This is a genomic window from Saccharopolyspora sp. NPDC000995, assembly GCF_053599315.1.
Map to the genome: position 1 here is coordinate 60,298 of NZ_JBSFLZ010000001.1, position 26,980 is coordinate 87,277.

23 protein-coding genes are annotated in these 26,980 nt (G+C 68.6%); 12 read left to right on the forward strand and 11 right to left on the reverse strand.

Annotation, left to right across the window (positions count from 1 at the left end; genetic code table 11):
• Positions 1-123: 123 nt before the first annotated feature.
• The 3 genes from ACWDKQ_RS00340 to ACWDKQ_RS00350 are packed head-to-tail and all read left to right on the forward strand — an operon-like array spanning position 124 to position 3,610.
• Entirely contained in the window at positions 124-1,488 is a 1,365-nt protein-coding gene (locus ACWDKQ_RS00340) for an FAD-binding protein (RefSeq protein WP_450136589.1), read from the forward strand.
• The gene (locus tag ACWDKQ_RS00345) at positions 1,488-2,852 is read left to right on the forward strand and encodes an FAD-binding protein (RefSeq protein ID WP_450136590.1); all 1,365 of its coding nucleotides are present in this window, start codon (positions 1,488-1,490) and stop codon (positions 2,850-2,852) included. The genes ACWDKQ_RS00340 and ACWDKQ_RS00345 overlap by 1 nt, the downstream gene beginning before the upstream one ends.
• A complete protein-coding gene (locus ACWDKQ_RS00350) occupies positions 2,849-3,610 on the forward strand; it encodes a decaprenylphospho-beta-D-erythro-pentofuranosid-2-ulose 2-reductase (protein WP_450136591.1) in 762 nt (253 codons plus the stop codon). The genes ACWDKQ_RS00345 and ACWDKQ_RS00350 overlap by 4 nt, the downstream gene beginning before the upstream one ends.
• A gap of 898 nt (positions 3,611-4,508) precedes the next feature.
• Here the strand turns inward: ACWDKQ_RS00350 and ACWDKQ_RS00355 are convergent.
• Complete coding sequence (locus tag ACWDKQ_RS00355) at positions 4,509-5,990, reverse strand: hypothetical protein (RefSeq protein ID WP_450136592.1); 1,482 nt, start codon at positions 5,988-5,990, stop codon at positions 4,509-4,511.
• Positions 5,991-6,173: 183 nt separating this feature from the next.
• On the opposite strand from ACWDKQ_RS00355, the gene ACWDKQ_RS00360 reads away from it, so the two are divergent.
• The 5 genes from ACWDKQ_RS00360 to ACWDKQ_RS00380 all read left to right on the forward strand — a co-directional run bounded on the left by ACWDKQ_RS00360 (position 6,174) and on the right by ACWDKQ_RS00380 (position 13,042).
• Positions 6,174-9,341 (forward strand): arabinosyltransferase domain-containing protein, encoded by a 3,168-nt coding sequence (locus ACWDKQ_RS00360; RefSeq protein ID WP_450136593.1) that lies wholly within the window; start codon positions 6,174-6,176, stop codon positions 9,339-9,341.
• A 231-nt stretch (positions 9,342-9,572) separates the two neighbouring features.
• Positions 9,573-10,370 (forward strand): hypothetical protein, encoded by a 798-nt coding sequence (locus tag ACWDKQ_RS00365; protein WP_450136594.1) that lies wholly within the window; start codon positions 9,573-9,575, stop codon positions 10,368-10,370.
• Positions 10,371-10,372: 2 nt separating this feature from the next.
• Positions 10,373-11,383 (forward strand): glycosyltransferase, encoded by a 1,011-nt coding sequence (locus ACWDKQ_RS00370; RefSeq protein WP_450136595.1) that lies wholly within the window; start codon positions 10,373-10,375, stop codon positions 11,381-11,383.
• On the forward strand, positions 11,370-11,777 hold the full coding sequence (locus tag ACWDKQ_RS00375) for a GtrA family protein (protein WP_450136596.1): 408 nt from the start codon (positions 11,370-11,372) through the stop codon (positions 11,775-11,777). The genes ACWDKQ_RS00370 and ACWDKQ_RS00375 overlap by 14 nt, the downstream gene beginning before the upstream one ends.
• Positions 11,774-13,042, forward strand: coding sequence for an NAD(P)/FAD-dependent oxidoreductase (locus tag ACWDKQ_RS00380; protein WP_450136597.1), 1,269 nt, complete (start codon positions 11,774-11,776; stop codon positions 13,040-13,042). Before ACWDKQ_RS00375 ends, ACWDKQ_RS00380 begins: the two co-directional genes overlap by 4 nt.
• A gap of 45 nt (positions 13,043-13,087) precedes the next feature.
• Here ACWDKQ_RS00380 and ACWDKQ_RS00385 read toward each other — a convergent pair whose 3' ends face one another.
• From ACWDKQ_RS00385 to glf, 6 genes are all read right to left on the reverse strand, one after another.
• On the reverse strand, positions 13,088-13,318 hold the full coding sequence (locus tag ACWDKQ_RS00385) for an SDR family oxidoreductase (RefSeq protein ID WP_450136598.1): 231 nt from the start codon (positions 13,316-13,318) through the stop codon (positions 13,088-13,090).
• Between the two features lie 132 nt (positions 13,319-13,450).
• A complete protein-coding gene (locus tag ACWDKQ_RS00390; RefSeq protein ID WP_450136599.1) occupies positions 13,451-14,008 on the reverse strand; it encodes a Uma2 family endonuclease in 558 nt (185 codons plus the stop codon).
• 131 nt (positions 14,009-14,139) lie between these two features.
• A complete protein-coding gene (locus tag ACWDKQ_RS00395) occupies positions 14,140-15,096 on the reverse strand; it encodes a decaprenyl-phosphate phosphoribosyltransferase (protein WP_450136771.1) in 957 nt (318 codons plus the stop codon).
• A gap of 241 nt (positions 15,097-15,337) precedes the next feature.
• Positions 15,338-15,919, reverse strand: a complete 582-nt coding sequence (locus ACWDKQ_RS00400; RefSeq protein ID WP_450136600.1) for a phosphatase PAP2 family protein — start codon at positions 15,917-15,919, stop codon at positions 15,338-15,340.
• Positions 15,920-15,939: 20 nt separating this feature from the next.
• Complete coding sequence (locus ACWDKQ_RS00405) at positions 15,940-17,901, reverse strand: glycosyltransferase (protein ID WP_450136601.1); 1,962 nt, start codon at positions 17,899-17,901, stop codon at positions 15,940-15,942.
• Position 17,902: 1 nt separating this feature from the next.
• Entirely contained in the window at positions 17,903-19,093 is a 1,191-nt protein-coding gene (glf, locus tag ACWDKQ_RS00410; RefSeq protein ID WP_450136602.1) for a UDP-galactopyranose mutase, read from the reverse strand.
• Positions 19,094-19,304: 211 nt separating this feature from the next.
• On the opposite strand from glf, the gene ACWDKQ_RS00415 reads away from it, so the two are divergent.
• Positions 19,305-19,886 carry a glycosyltransferase family 87 protein gene (locus tag ACWDKQ_RS00415; protein WP_450136603.1) on the forward strand — a complete coding sequence of 194 codons (582 nt, stop codon included), beginning with the start codon at positions 19,305-19,307 and terminating at the stop codon, positions 19,884-19,886.
• A 387-nt stretch (positions 19,887-20,273) separates the two neighbouring features.
• The gene (locus tag ACWDKQ_RS00420; RefSeq protein ID WP_450136604.1) at positions 20,274-21,305 is read left to right on the forward strand and encodes a peptidoglycan recognition protein family protein; all 1,032 of its coding nucleotides are present in this window, start codon (positions 20,274-20,276) and stop codon (positions 21,303-21,305) included.
• Positions 21,306-21,337: 32 nt separating this feature from the next.
• Here the strand turns inward: ACWDKQ_RS00420 and ACWDKQ_RS00425 are convergent, their stop codons facing one another.
• On the reverse strand, positions 21,338-22,150 hold the full coding sequence (locus ACWDKQ_RS00425) for an HAD family hydrolase (protein ID WP_450136605.1): 813 nt from the start codon (positions 22,148-22,150) through the stop codon (positions 21,338-21,340).
• 124 nt (positions 22,151-22,274) lie between these two features.
• Between ACWDKQ_RS00425 and ACWDKQ_RS00430 the strand changes: the two genes are divergently transcribed.
• A complete protein-coding gene (locus ACWDKQ_RS00430) occupies positions 22,275-23,147 on the forward strand; it encodes an LLM class flavin-dependent oxidoreductase (protein WP_450136606.1) in 873 nt (290 codons plus the stop codon).
• 79 nt (positions 23,148-23,226) lie between these two features.
• Here the strand turns inward: ACWDKQ_RS00430 and ACWDKQ_RS00435 are convergent, their stop codons facing one another.
• Complete coding sequence (locus ACWDKQ_RS00435; protein WP_450136607.1) at positions 23,227-23,430, reverse strand: hypothetical protein; 204 nt, start codon at positions 23,428-23,430, stop codon at positions 23,227-23,229.
• Positions 23,431-23,683: 253 nt separating this feature from the next.
• Here ACWDKQ_RS00435 and ACWDKQ_RS00440 point away from each other — a divergent pair, with 253 nt between their 5' ends.
• Entirely contained in the window at positions 23,684-24,319 is a 636-nt protein-coding gene (locus ACWDKQ_RS00440; RefSeq protein WP_450136608.1) for an endonuclease, read from the forward strand.
• Between the two features lie 152 nt (positions 24,320-24,471).
• Here the strand turns inward: ACWDKQ_RS00440 and serS are convergent, their stop codons facing one another.
• Both serS and ACWDKQ_RS00450 read right to left on the reverse strand, forming a co-directional pair.
• Positions 24,472-25,734, reverse strand: a complete 1,263-nt coding sequence (gene serS / locus ACWDKQ_RS00445; protein WP_450136609.1) for a serine--tRNA ligase — start codon at positions 25,732-25,734, stop codon at positions 24,472-24,474.
• Between the two features lie 73 nt (positions 25,735-25,807).
• Positions 25,808-26,977 carry a glutathionylspermidine synthase family protein gene (locus ACWDKQ_RS00450; RefSeq protein ID WP_450136610.1) on the reverse strand — a complete coding sequence of 390 codons (1,170 nt, stop codon included), beginning with the start codon at positions 26,975-26,977 and terminating at the stop codon, positions 25,808-25,810.
• Positions 26,978-26,980: the final 3 nt, after the last annotated feature.

The following is a 26,980-nucleotide window of genomic DNA, read 5'->3' on the forward strand; positions in this document are numbered from 1 at the left end:
AAGACGCGGGAGATCGAACTCCGCGAACGTCCCAAGCGAGTGTAGCGATGACACATCGCACATCGCCGGGGACCGGATGTACCCGCCGGTATCTGCCACGTCAGCGCGGATAGACTCGGCTGGGTGGGATCGGTAAAGGACGAGCTTCAGACGCTGACCGGCTGGGGGCGCACCGCGCCGACCAGGGCGCACGTCGTCAGCACCCCGGACGTCGAGGCGATCGCCAAGGCCGTCCGCGAGGCCGGTGAACGAGGCGTCATCGCCCGCGGTCTGGGCCGCAGCTACGGCGACCCGTCGCAGAACGCGGGCGGCACCGTCATCGACATGACCGCCCTCGACCGGGTGCACCAGATCGACGTGGACAACGCGACGGTGGTCGTGGACGCGGGCGTGTCGCTGGACACGCTGATGCGCCGGCTGCTGCCCTTCGGACTGTGGATCCCGGTGCTGCCGGGCACCCGGCAGGTCACCATCGGTGGCGCGATCGGTTCGGACATCCACGGCAAGAACCACCACTCGCAGGGCTCGTTCGGCAGCCACGTGCTGTCGCTGGACCTGCTCACCGCCGACGGCGAGGTCCGCACGCTGACCCCGGACGGCGAGGGCTGCGAGTTGTTCTGGGCCACGGTCGGCGGCATGGGGCTGACCGGCATCATCATCAGCGCGACGATCAAGCTCAAGCGCGTCGAGACCGCGTACTTCCTGGTCGACAACGTGCAGACGAAGAACCTCGACGAGCTGATCGAGCACTTCACCGACGGCTCTGACGACAACTACGTCTACTCCGTCGCCTGGTTCGACTCACTGGCCCGCGGCGACAAGCTGGGCCGCGCGCTGCTCACCCGCGGCAACTCGGCCCGCGTCGAAGACCTGCCGAAGAAGCTGCGCAAGGACCCGCTGAAGTTCAACGCGCCGCAGTTGATGACCGCCCCGCCGATCTTCCCCAACGGCCTGGTCAACAAGTTCACCATCACCGCGTTCAACGAAGTCTGGTACCGCAAGGCGCCGACGAAGTTCGGCATGGTGCAGAACATCACCCAGTTCTTCCACCCGCTCGACCTGGTCGGCGAGTGGAACCGGGTCTACGGCTCCAACGGCTTCCTGCAGTACCAGTTCATGGTGCCGTTCGGGCAGGAGGCGATGTTCCGCCGCTCGATCGACAAGATCAGCGCGTCGGGCCACGTGTCGTTCCTGAACGTGCTCAAGACCTTCGGTGAGGGCAACCAGGCGCCGATGTCGTTCCCCCGCAAGGGCTGGACGCTGACCGTCGACATCCCGATCACCCCGGGCCTGGACCGGCTGTGCCAGGAACTCGACGAGATGGTGCGCAACGCGGGCGGCCGGCTGTACCTGGCCAAGGAGTCCCGCACCTCCGCCGAGATGATCGAACAGATGTACCCGCGGATCGAGGAGTGGCGCAAGGTCCGCGCCGCGGTCGACCCGGAGGGCATCTTCCACTCCGACCTCTCCCGGAGGCTGAGCCTCTGATGACTGCCGCGTTGGAAACCAAGGAACTCTACGGCTGGGGTCGCACGGCGCCGACGCGGGCACGCGTGCTGAGCACCGCTGACGTCGAGAAGATCGCCGAGGCGGTGCGCACCGCCGACGAGCGCGGCGTCCTCGCCCGCGGGCTGGGCCGCAGCTACGGCGATGTCGCGCAGAACGCTGGTGGTGTGGTCATCGACATGACCCCGCTGGACCGAATCCACGACATCGACCCAGACACCGCGATCGTGGACGTCGATGCGGGCGTCAGCCTGGACCAGCTGATGAAGGCCGCGCTGCCCTACGGCCTGTGGGTCCCAGTGCTGCCGGGCACCCGCCAGGTGACCATCGGCGGCGCGATCGCCAACGACATCCACGGCAAGAACCATCACAGCGCAGGCAGTTTCGGCAACCACGTAGTGTCGATGGACCTGATCACCGCGGACGGGCAAGTCCGGACGGTGACACCTGAGGGCCCCGAATCGGAGCTGTTCTGGGCGACCGTCGCGGGCATCGGCCTCACCGGCATCATCGTCCGGGCCAAGATCAGGATGACCCGGACCGAGACCGCCTACTTCGTGGCCGACCTGGAGCGCACCGACAACCTCGACGAGACGCTCGAACTGGTCAGCAACGGCTCCGAGGACAACTACACGTACTCCTCGGGGTGGTTCGACGCCATCTCCACCGGTTCCAAGCTGGGCCGCGCCGCGTTCAGCCGCGGCTCGCTGGCCAAACTCGACGACCTGCCTCCGAAGCTGCGCGCGAACCCGCTGAAATTCGACGCGCCCAAGCTGGCGACGCTGCCCGACGTGTTCCCCAACGGGCTGGCCAACAAGCTGACCTTCAGCGCTCTCGGTGAGGCGTGGTTCCGCAAGTCACCCAAGCGCAAGCTCGGTGTGGTGGAAAACCTGACCGCCTTCTACCACCCGCTGGACATGTTCGGCGAGTGGAACCGAGCGTACGGTTCCAGGGGATTCCTCCAGTACCAGTTCAGCACGCCGCTGAACGCGCACGAGGATCTGCGCCGGATCCTGCTGAAGATCGCGCACTCCGGGCACTACTCGTTCCTCAACGTCTTCAAGCAGATGGGTGAGGGCAACCGAGCACCGCTGTCGTTCCCGCACCCCGGCTGGATGGTCTGCGTCGACTTCCCGATCAAATCGGGCCTTTCCCAGCTGTGCACCGATCTCGACGAGATGGTGCTCGAGATCGGTGGCCGGTTGTACACCGCGAAGGACTCGCGGGCCACGGCGAAGACGTTCCACCGGATGTACCCGCGCGTGGACGAGTTCCGCAAGATCCGCCAATCCGTAGACCCCGAAGGCATTTTCGCCTCAGACATGAGCCGGAGGCTTGAGCTGTGATCGACGCCGTTGGAAACCCCCAATCCCTGTTGGTGCTCGGCGGCACCTCCGACATCGCGCTGGCGACGGCGAAGCAGTACGCCGAAGCCCGCCCGCTGCGGATCATCCTCGCGGATCGCCCCGAAGAGTCGGAGCGCTTGAACGAGGCCGCCGAGACGCTGCGCAAGACTGGCAGCACGGTGTCGATCCTGACGTTCGACGCCCGCAAGCCCGAGACGCATGCCGAGGTGATCGACAAGGCGTTCGCCGACGGCGACGTCGACGTCACGCTGATCGCCTTCGGCATCCAGGGCGACAACGAGAAGGGCTGGACGGACGTCGAGGCGGCCCGCGCGGTGGCCGACATCAACTACGTGGCCCCGGTGTCGCTGGGCGTGCTGCTGGCCGCGAAGCTGCGCAAGCAGGGCCACGGCAACGTCGCGGTGATGTCCTCCCCCGCCGGTGAGCGCGCGCGGCGGTCGAACTTCGTCTACGGCTCCTCGAAGGCGGGCCTGGACGTGTTCTTCACCGGCCTGACCTACGCGCTGGAGGAGCACGGCGTCAAGGTGACTGTCGTGCGGCCGAACTTCACCCACACCAAGCTGACCGAGGGCATGAAGGCAGCGCCGATGGCGAACACCCCGGAAGGCGTCGCCAAGGTGATCGTGGACGGCGTCCGCAAGGGCAGTCCGCTGGTGTACGCCCCCGCGCAGTTCCGGTTCGTGATGTCGATCCTGCGGCACGTGCCGCGCGCCATCTTCCGCCGCCTGCCGATCTGATTTCCTTTCGGAGGGGCCGCCGGAACCACCTCCGGCGGCCCCGCTGCTTTCCCACGTCTCCGCAGGTCGAGGCCCGTGGTCAGTGCTGGGTGCGTACCGCCTGAAAGCACTCGCGGGCCTACCTCGCCGGGGAGTTGGAGGAATTTCGGCTCCGCAGGCAACGTTTCGCCCCCTTCCGGCGATCATCGTGGTGACGCCGGCGGTGAAGGCGTTCCGTCCGGAATATGCGACTTCCCGACGCGCTGTGCGCAGAGGAAGCGCGGACGCCTGGCGAAGTGGGGTTTACCGGGCGCCCGTGTCCGTGGGTCCTCCAACCTGCCTGAATCGCCGGAGGACCCACGGAAAGTTCACCCGCAGCCGGTTCGGAGCTGTGGGGGCCGTCGACCCGGGGCACTCGCGCGATCGTTCCCGACGAGTCCGCGCAGGAACTCGACGAACTCCCGGTACCCCGTGCAGTTGGCAGCCCGGAGCTGGGCTCTGCGGATCTCCGCTGCCTTCGGCTGGCACTCGCTCATCGCGCCAGGCCCGCGAGTGGTCCTTTCGCGGCAAGGATCGCGAGGCCGGGCAACCTGCGGTCTTTCGGCGATCACCAGGTGAGCTGACCGAAAGGGTTGCGAGTGAACGTCAAACGACTCGTGGCGGCAGCGGCCGCCACCGCAGCGATCATCGGGCTGGCTGACACATCGCCGGCAGTCGCGCAAACCGAACCAACCACGTCGGCGCCGAGCACGTCCGCAGAGGTGCCGAGCGAACCGACCACGTCAGCACCCGTCGAACCAACCACATCGGCGCCCGCAGCGCCCGGAGTTGCTCGGCGCCAGCCCGCACATCATGGCCATCGCCCGCCGCAGGTAGGCTGCCGGTGCACGTTTTCGAAAGCGATGGCAACCGAAACCGGTCATGGGACTCGACCGGCCGGAACGGGTTCCAGGACCAGGTGGGCGGGTTCTGCCCAGGTCGAGGCGATGTTCCACAGCGGGTCCGGGCCGGGGCCGGGTTCGCGCCGGAGGACGACGTCGATCGGGCGCGGTTCGGGCGCGGTGAAGTGGCGGTAGTTGAACTCCAGCAACGCGCGGACGAACGGGGACGCGCCGGCCAGGCGCTGCTCGACCTGGGGCGCTAGGTAGCCGCGGTCCGAGAACCCGTCGACGATCGCGCAATCGCAGTAGTACGCGAGCGCGCCGATTTCGCCCGGGCTGGAAACGGTGCGGTCGCCGACGATCCGTCCGAGTTCGGTGCCGATGCGCGCGTAGTCGGCCGGGGTCGCCCAGTTCGTCGTGATGGCCGCTTCACGCCACGGCAGCCCCTGCTGCCCGGTGAACCAGACCTGCGCAGCGAACACCGCACACCCCACCACTGCTGCGAAGGGCCATCGGGCCGCGCCGAGAACGCCGATGAGCAGCAACGACAGGCCGATCAGGCTCGGCGCGTAATACCAGTGGTACGGCGGAACCCCGAGCAGCGTGTAGACGTAGTAGTGCGCGACTGCGCCGAGACCGATCAGCTCCCAAGGCCAAAGCAGTGCGGCGCGGCGGAACACCCGCAGCACGCACACGACCGGCAGGCACACGAGGCCGAGCACCGCCGGGATCAGGGAAATCGCCAACGCTGTCGGGAAAGCCTCGTGGTAGAGCTCCAGCCCATTGCTGAAGTCCCAATCACCCCAGGACTTCTGCAGCTGCTTGATCACCAGGGTGTCCGGGACCGCTGATCCGAAGTAGAACCAGCTGAAGGTGAACCACGGCAACGTGACCGCGACGGCCGTCAGCAGCCAGCGCCACCAGCCGCGCCACAGGCTCGGCCGACCGATCAGCACCACCAGCACGAACACGCCGAGGTCCAGCCGCGTCAGCGCCAGCAACCCGGCGGCGAGGCCGAACAGCACCGGTTGGCGCCGTACCGCCGCCAGCAGCAGCAAGCCGAGCAGGGCCGAGGCCAGCGTCATCTCCAGCCCCACCGTCGACAGCACCAGCGGGTTCGCCGCGACCAGCAGCGCTCCAAACGCCCCGATCCAGCCGGGGAATCCGCTGTTCCGCGCCGCGCTGCCGAGGAATGCCGAGAGCGCGATGTTGGCCAGCACGAACACCACGCCCAGCGCGACCACCGGCTCCCGCACCACCGCGATGGCCGTGGCGAGAATTAGGACGTTCAGCGGGGCGGTCGCGGAGTTCGAGACCTCGGCGCCGATCAGACCCCAATGGCCGTGCAGCGCCAGGTTCCGGGCATAGCTCAGGGTTATGTAGCTGTCGTCGATCAGAGCACCGTGGACGACCCAGAACACCGCGCCCGAAAGGACGCCGACCACCAACGGCCAGACCGGCACCCCCACCCGCGCCCGCGCCCGCGCCGACCGTTCCACCGCGATCTCGGCAACGTCCACCTGTCTGCTCCCGTCTGCTCGACATATGAACGCCGAACCGGCGCGCAGCGTTGCCCACGCGCAGGCAACCTGCGCGGGACGCAGATCGTCAATCGGCTGGACGAATTCGGCGCGCCGCCACCGGTGGGCGCGCACAGCTTGGTCAGGATGACCGGCAAGCATTTCCGATCTCCGAGGAGCGCGGTGAAGTACTGGAGCAGCTCAGCGCAACTCGATCCCCCGGCCGAACCGCAGCCGGTCGAAGCCGACCGCCCCAAGCGGTCCCGGCTCGGCCAATGGCTGGTGCACGTGCTGGCGTGCTGCGTCGGCATCGCCGGGCTCGGCTGCGCGCTCGCCCTTCCGCTGGCACCGGTCTGGGTCGACCGCACCGAGGTCAGCTGGACAGGTGCCGAGTCCACGACCGCGTTCTTCGCGCCCTACCGACCAGCTTCCTTCGATGCGTCCGTGCCGTGCCCGGTGCTGCTGGCCGCCCTCGACCGGCCGGAGCGGACCACGGTCCTGACCACACTGCCTCCGGGCAGCGCCCGCGAAGGCCTGGTCCTGGCCACCCGCGACGGGAAACCCGAGCTCGTGCTCGACCAGCACCAGGTGCCGCTGCCGCCGGGCACCTGCGACCTGGCGATCCACGCGGACTCCGGGCAATCCGTGGTGACCCCGGGCGGCCGACCGCCGATCGTGCTGCCCGGGGTGGCCGCGCCGGAGATATTCACCTTCGCCACCGATCTCGAACCCGCGCAGCTGGCCGGAATGTCGGTGACCGCCCGCACCTTCTCCTGGTTCGACACCTCGCCGACCGACATCAAGAGCAACCTGATCACGACCGCGCTGGTGCTCGCGCTCGTGGCGCTGGTCCTGCTGTTCATCCACGCCCCACCGGCATTCGGCGCGATCCGCCTGCGGCCGCTGCTCCTGCCGGTCGATGCCGTGGTCGCCGCGGTGCTGGCGGGATGGCTGGTCATTGGGCCGCTCACGGACGACGACGGCTTCGCGATGATGACCGTCCGCAACTACGACGAGGCTGGCGACGTCGGCAACTACTACCGCTGGTTCAACGCGTCCGAAACCCCGTTCACACTGGTCCAGCACCTGATGCGATGGGTTTCGGCGGACAGCCTCGCGCCCGCCTGGCTGCGCGTGCCCAGCACGATCGCCGGGCTGCTGACCTGGATCATCGTCAGCCGCGGCATCGTCGCGCCGGCGTGCCGGGGCACCCGGCGCCTGCCGCTGCACCTGCTCGCGGCGGTGTTCTTCCTGGCCTGCTGGCTGCCGTTCGGGTTGGGCATCCGACCGGAGCCGTTCGTCGCGCTCGGCACGTCCGCGCTGGTCGCGGCTCTGCTGAAGATGTCTCGGACGCGGGCATCGCAGTTCTGGCTCGGCATCGCCGCGCTGATCGCCGGGCTGACGGTGGCGGTCACGCCGACCGGCGTCAGCGTGCTGATCACCGTGATCGTGTTCGCGCCGCGAATCGGCCGGGTGCTGGTGGAGCGCGGCGCGCTGCCGCGTTGGATCAGCGTGCCCATGCGCGTCGTGCTGCTCGGCTGCGTGGGATCGGTCGGCGTGGTGGCGATGTTCGCCGACTCGACGCTGGGCGGGGTCCGGCAGGCGACCGCGATCCACGACGAGTTCGGGCCCAGCCTCGGCTGGTACCAGGAGTTCGACCGGTACGCGAACCTGCTTGGCACGGGCATGTGGGGCGCCTCCGGCAAGCGGATGGTGGTGTTCCTCGTCGTGACGGCCGTGCTGATCGCCGCGGCGTGCGCGATGCGGCAGGTGCACCGGTGGACCGGGCTGACTGACCTGCCGATGCTGCTCGGTGCCGTAGCCGCTGTCTTGGTGGCGATGTGGTTGACGCCGTCGAAGTGGACGCACCACTTCGGGTCGCTTGCCGGGGTCGGCTCCGCGCTGCTCGCGGTGACGGTCGTGCTGCTGGGGCGGGTCGGCCGGCTCGACCGCGCCAAGCGGGAAACGCGGCTGGTCAGCGTGTTCGGTGGGATCGCCGCGTCGGTGGCGGCGGGCCTGGCGTTCACGGGACCGAACGCGTGGCCGTCGCAGTCGAACCTGGCGATGCCGTGGTCCGACACGCCCGTCCGGCCCGACCTGCCGCTGGACAACCCGGCGCTGTGGCTCGCGACGGGTGCGGCGGTCGGCGTGCTCACCTTCGGCTTCGTCCGGGTCCGCGCGAAGCTGTCGAACAAGCCCGGCCCCGGCGGTCTCGTGTGGACGGTCATGCCGTCGTCGGTGCTGGGGTTGGCGGCGCTGGCGTCGGTGGCGGTGCTGATCGGTTCTTTCATCGCCGCGCCGCAAATGATGGGCGACCGCTTCTCCATCGCCCGGATGAACTGGCAGAGCATCCGGGCCAACAGCTGCGGGTTGGAGAGCGAGATCGAGGCGCTGCCGATCGCCGAGCGGCTGAAGCCGGTGGCCGGGACCGCCGAACTCGACGGCTTCACCGCGGGCGACGCGCCGCCGCAGGAGCCCGACCTGCGCGAAGAGCGCTCGGGCGAGCCTTTGCAGGCGAAGAAACCCGACGACCCGAAGGCACCCGAGGGCGAGGTGGCGTCGACGTCGGCGAGCCAGTTCGCCTGGACCAGCACGACGGGCGGACCGCAGACGACCGGCTCGCTGACTTCCGCCTGGTTCGGGCTGCCCGGCCTCGCCGACGACCAGACGCTGTCGCTGTGGGTCTCGGGTCGGCCCGAGCAGGGCAATTCGCTGGCGCTGGAGTTCGGCACGGCCGGCGGAGGGCAGGTGGCGACGCGCGAGCTGCGCGATCCACCCCCGACGGATCTGCCGTTCGACGACCCGCGTCACGGCCGACCGATCGACTGGCGGAATTTCCGCGGTTGGCGGCTGCTCACGGTCGAGCCCGACGAGATCCCGGCCGGGGCCGAGCGGGTACGGGTGCGTGCCGAGGATCGCACCAGCGACGACCAGGGGTGGCTGACCGTCAGCGGCCCAGCCGTGCGGGACGTGGTGCCGCTGCGGCAGGCGCTCGAAGAGCGGGAACCGGCGCTGATCGACTGGCCGATGAGCTTCGTCTTTCCCTGCCTCTTCAACTACCCGCAGGTGTCGCACGGCGTCGCGACCAGCCCCCGGATGCTGATCACACCGCCCGCCGGCGAGGGCTCGATGGCGTTCGGGCCCGACATGGGCGGCGTGTTCGCCGGGGTGCCGATGCTGTCCCAGCGGCTCGAGCTCCCCACCCGCCTGCGCCACGCCCCCGGCAACACCTGGGGCCACCTCTACTACGTCCGCTACCCGATCGAACGCGACGCCTACGCGACGGCGCGGCACCGCGAGCGCATCGGCGGCGCCGACGGCGACCCCGCCTACCCGTTCGAGGAGCACTGACCGCAGGTTTCACCTGGGGGTGGGCTAAGCGGCTTTCGCCGCTTCAAAGACAAAAGCCCGTCCTACCGCGCTTCGGACGATCAGCTTCTAAAGGGCTTTAAAGGGCCTCAAAGCGCTCAAGAACATTTACCAGGCAACGGCAAGTCCTAGCCGGGGATGCCTGCCCGGGTCGTCGGATGGAACACAACCCGCTCGCCATGCGGATGCCCAGCGCGCCGGCGGAGCACCCTGGTGATCGCGACACCCTCCGAATGGACGCACAAATTCGGCGCACTGATCGGGGCCGGAGCCGCTACCCTGACTGCGGGTGTGGTGTTGATCGCTGTCCGTGCACGCCGGCCAGCCTCCGACCGGACCGTGGTGGTCGGATTGCTGTGCACCGCGCTGGCCGTGTTCGCAGCGTGCAGACCTTCGCTGGAAAGCACAATTCCTGCACTCGCAGTACGGGCGCCTCGGGGAGAGCAGCCGGTGTGGCCGCTGAACAACCCTGCGTGGTGGTTGGCGGTGGGGTGCCCTGGTCGCGCCCGTCCTTCCTGGACGCTCCGACGGAATCGCCTGCGGCGGCTGCTCGTCCGGCTGCCGGCCGCGATCAGCGAAACAGCAGTGGGGGTGACGGTGGCGATCTTGCTCTCCTCGCTCACCGCCGCGCCGATCCGGCAGGTTGGCGGCTACTCCATCGGAGCTCAGAACCTCGCCGCCGCCGAAGACGGCAGCTGCGGCATCGCCGACCACGTGGTCAACACCCCTGTTACGTCGCCGACGACCAGATACCTGGCGGAACCGCCCACATATCTGGTCAACCCGCCTGCGGGCCTTGGATTCGGCGGGACCGCCGCCTACGAGCCGAGCATCGGCGGAGCACGCGAGACCGGCACTTGGGAGGCGATATCCACGCGACTGGTGGGGGCCGGGAAAACCCCCGACTACACCGAGCGGCGCCACCTGATCGTGGTGGATTACCCGATGCCGGGCAACGGCTGGGGCGTGCGGAGCGTTCCTGTTCCACGGTGGGGATGGCGAGGGGAGTGACCATGGCCGACACGATCCGCCGACAGGTCCGGATTCCGGTGCCGCGTCAACAGCAGGCCACCCGCGAGGGCGCGCCGCCGGTGATCTCCTACGTGCTGCCGGTCTACAACGAGGTGGCGGGCATCCGCCGATTCCACGAGGAGCTCGTCGAGACCACGGCTACCCGCCCCGAATTCGACTACGAGTTCATCTACGTCAACGACGGCTCCGCGGACGGATCGCTGAACGTCCTGCAGGACCTGGCCAACAACGACCCGCGCGTGCGGGTGGTGGACTTCGCCCGCAACTTCGGCCACCAGATCGCCATCACCGCCGGCCTTGACCACGCGCAGGGCGACGCGGTGATCGTGATGGACACCGACCTGCAGGATCCGCCGCGGGTCAGCCTGGAGCTGATCGACACTTGGCTCTCCGGTGCGGAGATCGTGTCCGCTCGGCGGCGCACCCGCCGCGACACCCCGTTCAAGCGCGCCACCGCGCACACCTACTACCGGGTCCTGCGGCGCTGCGCCGAGGTGGACATCCCGGTGGACACCGGCGACTTCCGACTGCTCGACCGGCGCGCCGCCGAGGAACTGCGGGGATTCCGGGAACGCAGCCGGTTCATCCGGGGCATGGTCGCCTCGATGGGGTTCGAGCAGCGCGAGGTGCTCTTCGACCGCGACGAGCGGATGGCCGGCGAGACCAAGTACCCGCTGCGAAAGATGATGCGACTGGCCGCCGACGGGGTCACCAGCTTCTCCACCGTGCCGCTGAAGCTGATCACCCGGATCGGGTTCATCACGTTGGGCCTGGCGATGCTCGGCATCATCTATGCGGTGACGCTGCGGCTGTTCTTCCCCTCGATCACGGTCTCCGGGTGGACCATGCTGATGGTCGCGATGCTGTTCCTCGGCGGGCTGCAGATGCTGTCGCTGGGGGTCATCGGCAGCTACGTCGGCCGGATCTACCACGAGGTGCAGCAGCGCCCCCTCTACATAGTGCGGAACGTGATCTCGCATGACCAAGACTGAACCGATCGGCGGCAGCGAGCGGCTGCTCAGCCGGTCGCTGCTGCGCTACGCGGTGATCGGCGCCAGCGGCGTGCTGCTGGACTACCTGCTGTTCCTGCTGCTGTTCAACGCGGTCGGGCTGCACGAGCAGCTCGCGAACGCGATCAGCACGACGGCCGGGATCACCAACAACTTCGTGCTCAACACGCTGTTCAACTTCCGCAAGCGGGACCGGATCCTGTTGCGGTTCCTGCGGTTCTACGCCATCGGTGTGGCCGGAATCGCGTGGGCGAACGTGGCGCTGCAGGTGTTCTCCGGCTGGCTGGGCATCGACCCGAACCTAGTCAAGGCGGGTTCGCTCCCGGTGGTGCTGATCTTCCAGTACTCGATCAACAAGAAGTGGAGCTTCGGATGAGAGTCGGCGTCGTCGGAGCGGGCGCGACCGGTTTGACCGCGGCTTTCGACGCGGTGAAGGCCGGGCACGACGTGACGGTGCTGGAGGCGTCCGCGGAACTGGGCGGGCTGGCGGCGTCGATCGAGGTCGGCGGGACGCCGCTGGAGCGCTTCTACCACCACAGCTTCCGCACCGACCGGGCGATGACCGAGCTGGTCGAGGAGCTCGGCCTCGGGCACCTGCTGCGGTTCCACAAGCCCAGCACCGGCGTGTACATCGACGGGGAGCTGCACGACTTCGGCACGCCGCAGGAGATGCTGCGGTTCCCGAAGTTCTCGCTGCTGGACCGGTTCCGCTTCGGGGCGTCGGCGGCGGTGCTGAAGTTCGTCCGAAATGGACAGCGGTTCAACTCGGTGCGGGCGCTGGACTGGATGCGCCGTTGGGCCGGACCGCGCGTCACCGAGACGATCTGGGAGCCGCTGCTGACCGGCAAGTTCGGCGCCCACGCCGAGCAGATCTCGATGGCCTGGCTGTGGGCGCGGATCCACTACCGGACCTTTGAACTCGGTTACGTGCACGGTGGTTTCGAGCAGGTGTACCGGGCGCTGCTGGACGCGGTGACCGAGCGCGGCGGGAAGGTGGAGTTCGGCAAGCCGGTCGAGTCGATCCGCCAGCCCGGCGCGACGGTGCTGGTTGGCGCCGGGGACGGCAGCAGCTACGAGTTCGACCGGCTGATCGTGACCGTGCCGCAACCGGTTTTCGCGAAGGCCGCCGGGATCGCATCGGACCACGTGCTGTGGCAGAACCAGTACCTCGGCGCGACCTGCTTCGTCCTGGAGTGCGACCGCAGCGTCATCCCGCACTACTGGCTGAACATCAACGATCCGGCGTTCCCGTTCCTGGCGGTCGTCGAGCACACCAACATGGTCGACCGCAGGGAGTACGGCGGGCGGCACATCGTCTACGTCGGCAACTACGTTCCGCGCGAGGACTGGCGGTTCACTACCGATCCGGCCGAACTGCTGGAGCGCTACATCCCCTGGCTGCGCAAGCTGAACCCGGACTTCGACCGGTCCTGGATCCTCGACTGGCACTTCTCCAAGGCGGGCTTCGCCCAACCGATCGTGACTCCGCAGTACCGGTCCCTGATCCCCGGCCACCACACGCCGATGCCCGGCGTGACCCTGGCGACGATGTCCCAGATCTACCCGCAGGACAGGGGCCAGTCCTACGCCATAGCGATGGCCCACGAAGTGACCAACCGCCTCAGCCTCGCCCTGGAGTGAACCCGGTCCGATTTCGCGAGAGATCGACCCTCACCCGGGTGCCCGCTAATTTCTTGCGAATCGGCGCCAGCCCGGGTGACGGGGGGCGGCGGACCGCGCGCCGGTGATGAAGCTCGCGGCGTCGGAGACGAGGAATGCGACGGTCTCGGCGACTTCCTCGGGCGTCCGATGCGGCCGATCGGGTGCGCCCCGCCGAAGGAGGCGAGCATCTCGCGTCCGTTCTCCACGACGGCAGGGTTTGCCGTCTTCGACGACGAAGGGCGCCAAGGTTTTCACCGGGTTTGCTTGCTTAGCGACCTACGGGATCACCCGGTTGTCCGCTCGCAGCTCGTTCTCCGTGAACTTCGTCCGGATGTCACCCCGAACGATGAAGGCCTCCGAATGATCGGCGAATGAGCACCCCGTACCTCACCGCGGCAACAACGCCGCAGGATCAACGCTCAGCTGGAACGGCGTCTCCAGGTGCATGGTCGTCGCGCTTTCGGCAGCCAGGAGATACCGCCCGTCCTTGAGCTCGTACGCGGCCAGGCCGGTCGGCTTTTCAAGATCGACGATCCAGTAGTTGGGAATACCGGCCTCCGCGTACTCGGCGAACTTGAGGACTCTGTCGGTCCTTCCCGAGCCAGGCGAAACCACCTCAACCGCCAAGACCAGGTCCGAGGCCCGGTACCGTGCGGGGTTCTCCTTCGCCAATTCGACGGGGACGACGATCAGATCAGGAATTCGCACGGTGGCCAAGTGCTCAAACAGCACGACTTCAACCTCAGCCAGCGCTACGAAGGACTTGGGGAGCTGCGCTCGCAATTGGTAGCCGAGTTCCATCAGTGCCAACTGGTGGAAGGACACCGGCCGAGGACTCACGTGGAGGGTCCCTTCGACGAGTTCAACGCGGTGGCTGTTGTCCTCGGGAAGCTCGGCCCAGTCTTCCAGGGACAGCAGGTGGTCCGGCCACGCCACAGCGCTCATCGCGCCCTCCTCCTCAGGCGAGGTACCAGTACGCGACCAATTGTGCCCTACTCCCCCAACGGTGACGCTGTGCAGCGTAAATGCAACGGCGCCCCCGGCCTGGTCCGGTCGGGGACGCCGTTGGTCCGGTCCTACAGGTAGAACGCCAGGAACAGGCAGCCGGCAAGGATCACGCCGAGGACCATCAGGACCTTGTCCTTGAGGACCACTTCCTCCGGCTCGCCCGCCACGCCCTTGTCGATGTCCACCGCGTACCGCAGGATCGCCACCACCATCGGGATGATCGAGACCAGGCCCCAGCGGGACGACTCGAACTCCCGGATGTCGTACGCCCACAGCGCGTAGCACATGATCGTGATGGCCGCCGCGATCGCCCACACGAACCGCAGGTAGGACGGCGAGTACGCCTTCAACGACTTGCGGATCTTCGCGCCGGTCTCCATCGCCAGCTTGACCTCTGCGTAGCGCTTGCCCGCCACCATGAACAACGAGCCGAACGCCACGATCAGGTAGAACCACTGCGTGATGACCAGGTTCGCGGCGGCACCACCGGCGATGGCGCGCAGCAGGAAGCCGGACGCCACGATGCACAGGTCGATCACCGGCTGGTGCTTCAGCCCGAAGCAGTAGCCCAGCTGCACCAGGATGTAGACCGCCATCACGATCAGCAGCGGCGTGCTGGTCAGGGCCGAGATCACCAGCGAGCCGCCCAGCAGCAGCATGCACACCGCGTACGCGATCGGCACCGGGATCAGACCGGCGGCGATCGGGCGGTTCCGCTTCGTCGGGTGCTGGCGGTCGGCCTCGACGTCGATCGCGTCGTTGACGAAGTAGATGCCGGACGCCGCCATCGAGAACACGATGAACGCGATCATCGCGTGTCCCAGGATGCCCGGGTTCAGGATCTCGCCCGCCGCGAACGGCACGGCCAGGACCAGGACGTTCTTCACCCACTGCTTGGGGCGCAGCTCCTTGATCAGGCCGGAGACCAGGCCCGCCGTGGTGCCAGCCTTGGCGGTCACCTTCGCGTGGTAGGCATCCGAGGACTTGTCCTTGATGTCGTCGGACTTGGCCGACGGCGCCTCCAGCGCCTCGTCGCCGAACTCGGCGCCGATGGTGCCTTCCGCGTCCGCCTCGACCTCGACCCGCTTCTCCTGCGCGGTCTTGTCCGACTTCGCCTCGTCGCCGGACTTCGCCTCATCGCCGGGCTCGTCGGACTTGTCGGTGCCGGTCAGCACCGCGTCGCCGACCTGGGCACCGTTGCTGCCTTCCGCGTCGGCCTCGGCCGGGGCATCGGGCTTCCCGGTGTCGACCTCGGTTTCGTTCTTGTCAGCCACGGTTCCTCCGCCGTCTCATGAATCGCCGCACGCCCCACGCCACGGCACCGCCGAGCGCCGAACCGGCGACCACATCGCTCGGATAATGAACCCCCAGGACAAGTCGGCTGACCATCATCGGCGGCACCAGCACCGGGGTCAGCTTCTTGCCCGTCAACCCGCCGTAGAGCACCGCGGCGGCCGTCGTGGACGTCGCGTGCGACGACGGGAAGCTCAACTTGCTCGGCGTGCCCACCAGCACCTGGACCTCGGGGTCGGCGGGACGGCGGCGCCGGACCACGCGCTTGACCGCGATCGACGCCGCGTGCGCGGCGGCGACCCCGGCGGCGGCGGTCAGCCACTCGCCGCGGCGCTTGCGGTCCACCAGCGCGCCGACCGCACCAATGGCCAGCCAGCCGCCGGCGTGCTCACCGAACAGCGACATCGCCTGGGCGGTCTTGACCACCGCCGGCTTCGCCAGCGCGCCCTGCACCTTGCGCAGTACGACGGTCTCGGGGGTGACCGCTGCCGGTGCCTCGTCGGTGGGTGCGGCGGCCGGTTCTTCGGGGGCGGTCGCCGTGGTCAGCTCTGCCACATCGTCTCCGGGTGTCGGGGTCACTTCTGGTCGAAGACCTGTTTCCAGGACTCCGCACTGGTCAGCTCGGGCAGCGCGGCGCGGTAGGCGGACCGCAGCCGCCCCCACTCCCGCGCCAGCCGCTTGTAGTTCGCCAGCGCGCGCATACCGAGCCGACGGAACTCCTCCGGGTCACGGCGCCGGAACGCCACCCCGCTGCCGTCGGCGTTCGACACGGTCGCGCTGTCCAGGTTGCCCAGCAGGAACCAGCGCGCGCTGGCGGCGGGCACGTTCAGCTGGGGCCGGTCGCTGGCCGACTTCGTCGGTTCTTTGAGGTTGTGCAGCAGCGCCTTCGACGCGCGGGCCGCGATCACCGCCGGGTTCACCGGCGGCTTGAGCAGGCCCTCGGCCATGATCGGGTTCGCCGAAGGCGGCGGGAACTCGCGGGCCGACGGCAGCGTCTTGGCGTCGTCGTAGTCCTTGCGCAGCTCCCGGACCTCCGGCAGCGCCGAGCGGAGGCTGTCGAACAGCCCCTCCGGGCCCGCCATGAAGTCCTCGATCGCCTTCTGCTGCACCGCGACCGTCGAGTACTCCATCGACAGCAGGTGCCGGAGCGTGAGCTTGAGGCCCTGCTTGATGATGTTGGTCTTGACTTCATCCGGGCTGTGCAACGCGGCCAGGATCAGCCGGTTGCGGGTGTGGAAGTACGAAGTCCAGTCGGTGGCGTCGTTCTTGTCGGTCCACGGCATGTGCCAGATCGCCGCACCCGGCAGCGTCACCGTCGGGAACCCGTGCCCGCCCGCGCGCAGCGAGTACTCCGAGTCGTCGTGCTTGATGAACAGCGGCAGCGGCAACCCGGTGCGTTCGATGACCTCGCGCGGGAACAGGCACATCCACCAGCCGTTGTAGGTGGAGTGGATGCGCTGGTGCAGCTTGGTGGTCTTGCGCAGCGGCTTCTTCGCGAAGTCGTGGTCGGTGACCGCGCCCGGCGCGGCCCGCCAGATGCCCTGGGCGAGGTCGACGACCTCACCCATGGTGTGCAGCCGCGAGCGGGCCTGCAGGTTCAGCATCTGGCCGCCGACGATCACCGGGTTCGAGGCGGCGCGGGCGAACGCGTTCGCCCGCAGCACGCCGTCCGGCTCCAGTGCGATGTCGTCGTCGATGACCATGACCTGCGCGGCGTCCGAGTTGTGGACGCCCTCGTACATGACCCGGGTGAAGCCGCCGGAGCCGCCGAGGTTGTCCTGCTCGATCACGTGCAGCTTGTCGCCGATCCGCCGGGCGGCCTCGTCGAAGCCCTCGGTGTCGCGGATCTTCTGCGGGCCTTGGTCTGCCACCACGACGCGCTCGACGACGTCCATCACCTGCGGGTCCTCGCCCAGCGTCTGCAGCGCGAGCACGCAGTCGGCGGGCCGGATCGTGGTGGTGCCGATCAGTACCTTCTGCTTGGGCAGCGGGACGTCGGTGGTCCACGCCGCCTCATTGATCTCCAGCGGGGCGTCGTTGGTGAACAGGTCGAACCAGATCCACCCGCCGTCCTCGAACGGCGTCAGCGACACCCGGAACTCCAGCGACTTCCAGTCGTCGCTGGCCACCGGGGTGCCCTCCAGGTGGACGCTGTCGCCGTTGGCCTTCGAGCGGTAGACGTCGAGCCGACCGGCCCCCTTCACCTTCAGCCGCAGCACGACCTCGTCGACCTTGGTCCAACGCTTCCAATAGCTGGCCGGGAAGGCGTTGAAGTAGGAAGCCAGGGAGATCTTCCGGTGCGAAGGCACCAGCAGGCGGCGCCGCGACACGACCGTCGCGGAGCTGTCCAGCGCCGTGGGCTCGTCGATGTACAGCGGGCGCACGTCCAGCGGGTCCTCGCTGCGCGGGAACACAACGCGCTGCAGCACCTGCTCGGGCGCCACATCAGCGGTTCCGGAGCGCACCGACGTCACGTCGCTGAGCTTGCTCTCACCCGCGGCAGCAGCACGGTCCTCTCGGGGGGTCCGGTCGGTCACGTCAGTCCTCCAGCGAGCCGTCCAGCGAACGACCCTCGGTGAAGTAAGGGGCGATCTTGTTGTCGAACATGCTCAGCGCCGAACCGATGGCCATGTGCATGTCCAGGTACTTGTAGGTACCGAGCCTTCCGCCGAAGAGGACCTTGCGCTCGTTGGCCTCCTTCTTGGCCAGCTCGCGGTAGGCCTCCAGCTTCTGCCGGTCCTCCGGGGTGTTGATCGGGTAGTACGGTTCATCGCCGCTGTCGGCGGACCGCGAGTACTCGCGGACGATGACCGTCTTGTCCTTCGGGTAGTAGTCCCGCTCCGGGTGGAAGTGCCGGAACTCGTGGATCCGGGTGTACCGGACCTCCTCGTCGGCGTAGTTCATCACCGACGTGCCCTGGAAGTCGCCGGTGGCCACGACCTCGGTCTCGAAGTCCAGCGTGCGCCAGCCCAGCTCGCCCTCGACGAAGTCGAAGTAACGGTCCAGCGGACCGGTGTAGACGACCGGGACGCCAGTGGGCAGCTCGCCGCGCACGTCGAAGAAGTCGGTGCTCAGCCGGACCTCGATGTTCGAGTGCTCGGCCATCTTCTTCAGCCAGGCCGTGTAGCCGTCGACCGGCAGGCCCTCGAAGCTGTCGTTGAAGTACCGGTTGTTGAAGTTGTAGCGGACCGGCAGCCGGCTGATGATGGCCGCGGGCAGTTCCTTGGGGTCGGTCTGCCACTGCTTGGCCGTGTACCCGCGCACGAACGCCTCGTACAGCGGGCGGCCGATCAGCGAGATGGCCTTCTCCTCCAGGTTCTGCGCGTCCGCGGTGTTGATCTCGGACGCCTGCTCGGCGACCAGCGCCTTGGCCTCGTCCGGGGTGAAGGAGCGTCCGAAGAACTGGCACAACAGGCCCAAGTTCATCGGGAACGAGTAAATCTGACCCTCGTACTTGGTGAACACCCGGTGTTGGTAGTCGGTGAACTCGGTGAACTGGTTCACGTAGTCCCAGACCCGTTTGTTCGAGGTGTGGAAGAGGTGGGCGCCGTAGCGGTGCACCTCGATACCTGTCTCGGGCTCCGCCTCCGAGTAGGCGTTGCCCCCGATGTGGTCACGTCGGTCCAGCACCAGCACCCGCTTGTCCAGCTGGGTGGCGGCGCGCTCTGCGATCGTGAGGCCGAAGAATCCGGAACCAACAACGATCAGGTCATAGCCTGCGAAGCTCACAGCCGTCGAGGGTAGCGGGGGCAAACCACCGGCCCGAAACCGCGTTGACGTTCGCCGCTACGCATAGCTACGTGGCGTGTCGATATCGCCTCGCCCAGCAGCCTCCCCGCACTTGATCAGGCCGTTGTTCATACAACCGGTGATTCCGCGAGTACCGTCCGCAGCTATTTGCAATTGTTATTACCCGTCAGGCGACACGGTCGGCGAGTCGGTGGACGGCGCGGTCGTGCTGGTGGCGGTGCTGTCGCACATCGCGATCCTCGCCACTGCCTACTCGTTGGCTCGCTCGTCGAACTACCTCGCGCCGCGCGCCGGGGGGGTGGTGGCCACCGCGGTGCTGATGCCGTGGTTCACGCTGATCGAGCCGGCCCGCGAGACGATCAACTACGGGCAGATCAACCTGGTGCTGATGGCGCTGGTCGCAGCCGACTTCCTGCTGCCGCGCACCAGGTGGCCTCGCGGGTTGCTGGTGGGCATCGCGGCGGCGATCAAGCTGACGCCGCTCGGGTTCCTGCTGCTGTTCCTGCCGCGCCGGGACTACCGCGCGGATGGCCGTGACGGGCCTGACGTTCGCCGCCACCGTGCTGATCGGGCTGGTCGCCGCGCGAAGGACTCGGCGGACTGGTGGCTGGACAAGATGCTGTCCACCTGGGCTGGTGCTGCTGGTGTCGCCGATCTTCTGGTCGCACGCACCACTGGGTCTGCGCCGGGCCGACGCTTGCGCTGCTGTTCGCGATGTCTTTGCGGCACCGCTGGTACGGCGTGCTGCTTACCGTCGGGTTGTGCGCGCTGACGGTCCTCGCTGGCCCGCAGTGGTACCCGCCGAACACCGAGGACCGAGGACCGCGAGCTGGCCTGGACGTTCTCGCAGTAGCTCGTCGGCAACGCGTACACGCTGATCGGCATCGGCTTCCTGATCGCGGCGTCGGTCGCCTGCATCCGCTTCCGGTGTCCAGACGCTGCGCAACTTCCATTGAAATCGGACCGACGATTTCCATCTGAAATCGTAGAAGTTGTACACATCCTCCGGTGTGTCGCGGGCCGACACACCGGTGTCCACAGGGGACGCCGGGTCGCGGTCACTCGGACAGAGCAGTTGACCAGCGGAGCATCCGGGCCCACCGGATACTCGCCTCACGTAGGCCGCCCCGATCGCCGTCGCGGAAACGAGGTATCGCCAATGCGTCTCCGGTTCAGCGTCCCGATCGCCCTCTTGCTCACCGCGACCGCACTGCCCGATGCGAGCGCGGCGGAGATTCCCGAGACGACCGGCACCCGAGTCGCGTTGCGCGACGCGCCGATGAACCGCGACGCAACGCGGGAAGTGCATCCCGGCGGGGTTTTCGACCTGGTCGGCATCACCTGGCACGGACCCGCGCCGGACCGCGCCGAGGTGCGCACCCGGAGCGCCGCCGGCTGGAGCCCGTGGTCGGAGCTCGAAGCGATCGACGCGGCGCAGGGCAGCGAACCGCTGTGGACCGGGCGCGCCGACACCGCCGAGGTGCGGGCCAGCCGGGCCGGCGCAGACGTGACCGGCGAGCTGGAACTCGTCGCGATCAACCCGGGCTCCGCACCCGCCGCGCCACCCCGGTCGGGCGCCCCGGGGCAGCCGCCGGTCGTCGGCCGCGCGCAGTGGGGCGCCGACGAAAGCCAGATGACCTGGCCGCCGGAGCGCACCGAGACCAAGGCGGTCGTGGTGCACCACACCGCCGGGACCAACGACTACGACTGCGGCCGGTCGGCCGACATCGTGCGGGCGATCTACCGCTACCACGCCGTCGAGCTGAAGTGGGGCGACATCGGCTACCACGCCCTGGTCGACAAGTGCGGCACGATCTTCGAGGGCCGCGCTGGCGGGCTGCGCGACGACGTCATCGGCGGCCACGCGCGGGGCTTCAACGGCGGAACGTTCGGCGTGTCGATGATGGGCGACTACGACCGCATCGCGCCTTCCGGCGCCACCATCGAGTCGGTTGCGGCGATCAGCGCGTGGAAGCTGAACACCGCCAGGGTTCCCGCGGACGGCCGCACCGAGCTGATCGCCGGGCCCGCGAACAACTCGCACTTCCCGCCCGGCGCGGCGGTTGCGCTACCGACGATCTTCGGCCACCGCGACGTGAGCAAGACGATCTGCCCGGGGCAGCGCGGTTACGAGCAGCTCGACAAGATCCGGGCCCGCGCAACAGCCATGCAACGCGACCACCGGCCATGACCGGTTGACCGCAGTTTCAATTGAAACTGCGGTCACCACCAGCGGTCGAGGACGTGCGCCACGCCGTCTTCGGCGTTGGTGGTCGTGACCTCGTCGGCCACCGCCAGGGCCTCAGGGTGGGCGTTGCGCATCGCCACGCCGTGGCCCGCCCACTTCAGCATCGGGACGTCGTTGGGCATGTCACCGAAGGCGATCACGTCTGCCTGGTCGACACCCAACTCCGCAGCCACCGCGGCCAGGCCGGTCGCCTTGTCGACGCCCGCCGCGGACAGCTCGATCAGCCCGGCCGTCGTGGAGTAGGTCAGCTGGAGCTGCGAGCCGAGCACTTCGCCGGCCGCCGCCGCCATTTCCGCGCTGGTCAGGTGCTCGTGCAGGACCAGCAGCTTGACCGCGGGCTTGCCGGTCAGCTCGTCCGCGCCAGCCACCCGGATGTCCGAATTCGGCCACACCCGGCGGAAATTGGACTCGGCGAGGAACTGCTCGTGGAGCCGGTCCCGCGCCCCGTCAGTGGTCCGCTCCACCGCGAAGGCGCAGCCCGGCAGCTCGCGCCGCAGCTCGCGGGCCACGTCGTGCAGCAGCACCGGGTCGATCACGTGGCTGTGCAGCACCCGGTCGGCGGACGCGTCGTAGAGCACCGCACCGTTCGCGCAAACCGCCACCCCGGACACGCCCAGCCCATCGACGACCATCGGCATCCAGCGCGGCGGACGCCCGGTGACCAGCACGAACGGCGTGCCCGACGCCACCACCCGCTGCACCGTCCGCGCGGTTCGCGGGCTCACCCGCTCCATCGGGTCGAGCAGGGTTCCGTCCACGTCCGATGCCACCAGGCCTGGTTTGTGCACCCAGTCATCCTGCCCGGTCCCGGTCGTCGCGCGGGAGGCCCTGCCCTCCTACGCGATCCGCACCACGTTCCGCATCGCCTGATCGGGTCGATAACGGCGGGGCTCGACCAGTACGGTCAACGGCGTGCGAGTTGGGATCGTTATTTTACCCGAACACCGTTGGTGGGCTGCCGAGCCGCTGTGGCGGATGGCCGAGGAGTACGGCTTCGCCCACGCCTGGACCTACGACCACCTCGGTTGGCGGTCCCTGGTGGACAAGCCGTGGTTCGATGCGGTCCCGACGTTGGCCGCGGCCGCCACGCTCACCTCGACGATCCGGCTGGGCACCCTGGTCGCGTCGCCGAACTTCCGGCACCCCGCCCACTTCGCGCGCGAGCTGACCGCGCTGGACGACATCGCCGACGGCCGCATCACGCTCGGCATCGGCGCGGGCGGCGTCGGTTTCGACGCGCACGTGCTGGGCCGCGCCGAACTCACCGCCGGGCAGCGCGTCGATCGGTTCACCGAGTTCGTCGAGTTGCTCGACCAGATCCTCACCCACGACTGCACCGACTACTCCGGCGAGTACTACACGGCCGTCCAAGCGCACCGGGCGCCCGGCTGCGCGCAGCTGCCCCGGATGCCGTTCGTGATCGCCGCCAACGGGCCGCGGTCGATGCGGTTGGCAGCGGAGTACGGCCAGGGCTGGGTAACCACCGGCCGGCCTGCCGACGATGTTGAGACCTGGTGGCGTTCGGTCGCCGAGCTGTCGCTGCGGTTCGCCGAAGTGCTAGCCGAACAGGGCCGCGACCCGGCGAAGGTCGACAAGTACCTGCAGGTGGACGCCGCACCGGCCTACTCGATGTCCAGTGTGGACTACTTCCGGGACGTGGTCGGCCGGGCCGCGGAGCTCGGTTTCACCGACGTCATCACGCATTGGCCGCGCGCCGACGAACCGTACGCGGGCAAGGAGTCCACTGTCGAGGAGATCGCCTCGGAGGTCCTGCCCGAACTGTGATCGCAGCGTGACAACCCGAACACGCGCCGCCGCATCGCGAAGAGCACGCAGAACACTGCATGGGGACGTACTCGCCGATTCACCGTTGTGCCGTTCGCCGCTGTCGCAACGACCGCGCGCGTGATCGCAGGTTGCTCGCAAGCACCCAGCGGCACACCCGGCTCTCCTGCGGCCGGCCAGCCGCAGGAAGCGCCAAGCCGTCGGTGTCGACCGTCGGCCTGTCGTTGCCGCGCAACACCATCACGGCCGGGTCTGGCTTGTCGTCGGTGAACAGCTCGGACACACCCGACCTCCAGCGCGGCCGCCAGCTGGGCCAGCACGTCCAAAGACGGCCTGGTCTCTCCGCGCTCCACGTTCACCAGGTGCTCGAGGGCCAGCTGGCGCATGCCCGGCGAGATTGACGTGATCTAGCGCGCGAGCCAGCCGCAACACCGGATCGATCCGATCGCCGAGACCGGGCAGCGCGAGGGCCGCCCCGACCGCAGGTGTGCCCCCGGAAGCAGCCGGGTAGGCCTTTCCGGCAGGAGGTGGTGGCGATGTCGGTGAAGAACGTCGTGCAATTCCTGCTGGACGAGGCGGGCACCACCTATGCCGCCCAGGCCGGGATTTCGTTGGCGAATAAACCCGCCCCGCTGTACCGGTTGCTGGTGCTGTCGGTGCTGATGTCCACCCGGATCAAGGCGGAGCTGGCGGTATCGGCCGCGCGCGAACTGGCCGAGTTCGGGACGCCGCAGAAGATGTGCGATGCGACCTGGCAGCAGCGGGTCGACGCGCTCGACCGCGGGCACTACGCGCGGTACGACGAGAGCACGTCCACGGCGCTCGGCAAGGGCGCACAGCTGCTGATCGACCGGTACCACGGGGATCTCCGGCGGATGCGCACGAAGGCCGACGGGGACATCGACCTGCTGCAGGAGAAACTCACCGAACTTCCCCGGCTCGGGCCGGTGGGCGCGGACATCTTCTGCCGCGAGGTGCAGCTGGTGTGGCCCGAGCTGCGGCCGTTCTTCGACACGAAGGCGTTGGCGGGCGCGGAGAAGCTCGGTCTGCCCACCGATCCGGACCGGCTCGCGCGCCTCGTCGATGGGCACGAGCTCGCCCGCCTGGCGGCCGCGCTGGTCCGGGCGACCCTCGACCGCGCCCTCGCTGCAGAGATCACCAAGGCGGCCTGAAACCATTGGTCAGGCCCCATTAGCACGTCGCGGTGCCATCGGCGGGATCCTTCGTTGAGCGGCGAAACCGCTGGAGCCAACCTGCGAAACTGGCACCGCGCCACCCGCACCAGCACGCGAAACGAGCATGGAAACAGCCCCGGCCTGGGCGATCACTTGGGCTTGAGGACCTCGCGGCCACCGAGGAACGGGCGCAGCGCCTCGGGCACCCGCACCGAGCCGTCCGGCTGCTGGTGGTTCTCCAGGATCGCGACGATCCAGCGGGTGGTGGCCAACGTGCCGTTGAGCGTGGCGGCGATCTGCGGGCGACCGTCCTCGTCGCGGTAGCGGGTGTTCAGCCGCCGCGCCTGGAACGTGGTGCAGTTCGACGTCGAGGTCAGTTCGCGGTAGGTCTGCTGGCTCGGTATCCATGCCTCGCAGTCGAACTTGCGGGCCGCGCTCGCGCCGAGGTCCCCGGCCGCCGTGTCGATCACCCGGTAGGGCACCTCGATCTTGGCGAGCATCTCCTCTTCCCAGTTCAGCAGCCGCTGGTGCTCGTCGCGGGCCTCATCCTCCCGGCAGTAGACGAACATCTCCAGCTTGTTGAACTGGTGCACCCGGATGATGCCGCGGGTGTCCCGGCCGTAGGAACCGGCCTCGCGGCGGAAGCACGTCGACCAGCCCGCGTAGCGCAGCGGCCCGGTGGGGAAGTCCACGATCTCGCCCGCGTGGTAGCCGGCCAGCGGGACCTCGGAGGTGCCGACCAGGTACAGGTCGTCCTCCTCCAACCGGTACACCTCGGTGGCGTGCGCGCCGAGGAACCCGGTGCCCTCCATGATCTCCGGGCGAACCAGCACCGGCGGCACGACCAGGGTGAAACCGGCGGCGGCGGCCTGCGCGGCGGCCATGTTCAGCAGCGCCAGCTCCAGCTGCGCGCCGATGCCGGTCAGGAAGTAGAAGCGGGCGCCAGCGACCTTCGCGCCGCGCTCCATGTCGAAGGCGCCGATGGCGGTGCCCAGCTCGACGTGGTCCTTGATCTCGAAGTCGAACTCGCGCGGCACCCCGACGTGCTTGAGCACGGCGTAGTCGTCCTCGCCGCCCGGCGGCACGTCGGGCTCGACGACGTTGGACACGGCCTTCTGCGACCGCAGCAGCTCCTCGTCGGCCGCCGACTGCTCCGCCTCGGCCTCCTTGACCTGCGCGGCGAGCTCCTTGGCCCGGGTCAGCAGGGCCTCGCGCTGCTCGCCCTTGGCCTTGCCGACCTGCTTGCCGAGCTGCTTTTGCTCCGCGCGCAGTTTGTCCGCCCGGGACACCGCGGACCTGCGACGCTCGTCGGCGGACAGCAGCGCGTCCACCAGGGACGCGTCCTCTCCTCGCGCGCGCTGCGAAGCGCGCACCGCTTCCGGATCATCGCGTAGCGTCTTCAGGTCGATCACAGCTGGTCAGCGTAGCCGCCCACCGCGACCGACCCGCCCGCAGGGTGCGTCCTGCGGCGATTGGGGTATGGGGTCAGGAGCTCGCGGGGATGCGGTGCGGCACGAAGGCCGCGCCGTCGTCGGTGATCAGGCCCGCCGTCTCGCGGATGCCGAGGCCCGCCGACGAGTCGCCGACCACCCATGCCCCGAGGGCCGGGCGCATCCCGTCGAACTCCGGCAGCGGGTCGAAGGCCTGGTAGACGTAGCCCTCCTCGCCGTACACCCCGCCGGTCTCGGTCTCCCAGCCGGGCGCGACGACCGCGATGTTGTTGCCCTCGCGCCCGAGGCGGGGTTTGCGCACGTACTCGGTGAGCAGGCCGGGCTGGTCCAGGAACGTCGGCAACAGGTTGGGGTGGCCCGGGTGCATTTCCCACAGGATCGCCAGCAGCGCCTTGTTGGACAGCAGCATCTTCCACAGCGGCTCGACCCACTGGGTGGCCGGCAGCGCCTTGACGGCGTGCTTGCCGAAGTCGTCGTCGACCATCCACTCCCAGGGGTAGATCTTGACGACCGAGTTCATCGGCGCTTCTTCCAGGTCGACGAAGCGCTCCAACAAGTTGTCCCAGCCGATCTCCTCGATCGGCAGGCCGACGGTGTCCAGCCCGGCCTCAGCCGCGGTCTCCTGCAGGTAGGCCGCAGTGATGTTGTCCTCGCCGGTGACGTCCGCGGACGACCAGGTGAAGTGCACCTCGTTAGTGGCCAGCTGCTCGGTGATCTCGCCCCAGCGCTCGACGAGCTTCTCGTGGATGGAGTTCCACTGGTCGTCGCCCTCGTGGCACTCGGTCAGCCAGTGCCACTGCACGACCGCCGCCTCCAGCAAAGAGGTCGGGGTGTCAGCGTTGTACTCCAGCAGCTTCGCCGGGCCAGTGCCGTCGTAGCGCAGGTCGAACCGGCCGTAGAGGTGCGGGTCGTGGCGCTTCCAGGACTCGGCGATGCGCGGCCAGATCCACTCCGGGATGCCGAAGTCCTTGTAGCGCTCCGTGATGATGACGTGATCGACGGCGTCCAGGCACATCGAGTGCAACAGCTCGACGTCCGCCTCCAGCGACAACACCTCGTCGAGGCTGAACTCGTAGTGCACGCCCTCGTCCCAGTAAGGCCGCGCCGTGCCGTCCGCCGCGCGCGCGGGCGTGCCGAAGACGAGCCCGAGCTCCTCGACCTTGGCCTGCCAGTCCGGTCGTCGTGCCGTGGTCCTGCGCCGCACTCG

Coding starts and splice junctions, on each gene's coding strand:
- ACWDKQ_RS00345 (WP_450136590.1), top strand. CDS start 1,488: ATGACTGCCGCGTTGGAAACCAAGGAACTCTACGGCTGGGGTCGCACG.
- ACWDKQ_RS00370 (WP_450136595.1), top strand. CDS start 10,373: ATGGCCGACACGATCCGCCGACAGGTCCGGATTCCGGTGCCGCGTCAA.
- ACWDKQ_RS00375 (WP_450136596.1), top strand. CDS start 11,370: ATGACCAAGACTGAACCGATCGGCGGCAGCGAGCGGCTGCTCAGCCGG.
- ACWDKQ_RS00380 (WP_450136597.1), top strand. CDS start 11,774: ATGAGAGTCGGCGTCGTCGGAGCGGGCGCGACCGGTTTGACCGCGGCT.
- ACWDKQ_RS00390 (WP_450136599.1), bottom strand. CDS start 14,008: ATGAGCGCTGTGGCGTGGCCGGACCACCTGCTGTCCCTGGAAGACTGG.
- ACWDKQ_RS00420 (WP_450136604.1), top strand. CDS start 20,274: ATGCGTCTCCGGTTCAGCGTCCCGATCGCCCTCTTGCTCACCGCGACC.
- ACWDKQ_RS00440 (WP_450136608.1), top strand. CDS start 23,684: ATGTCGGTGAAGAACGTCGTGCAATTCCTGCTGGACGAGGCGGGCACC.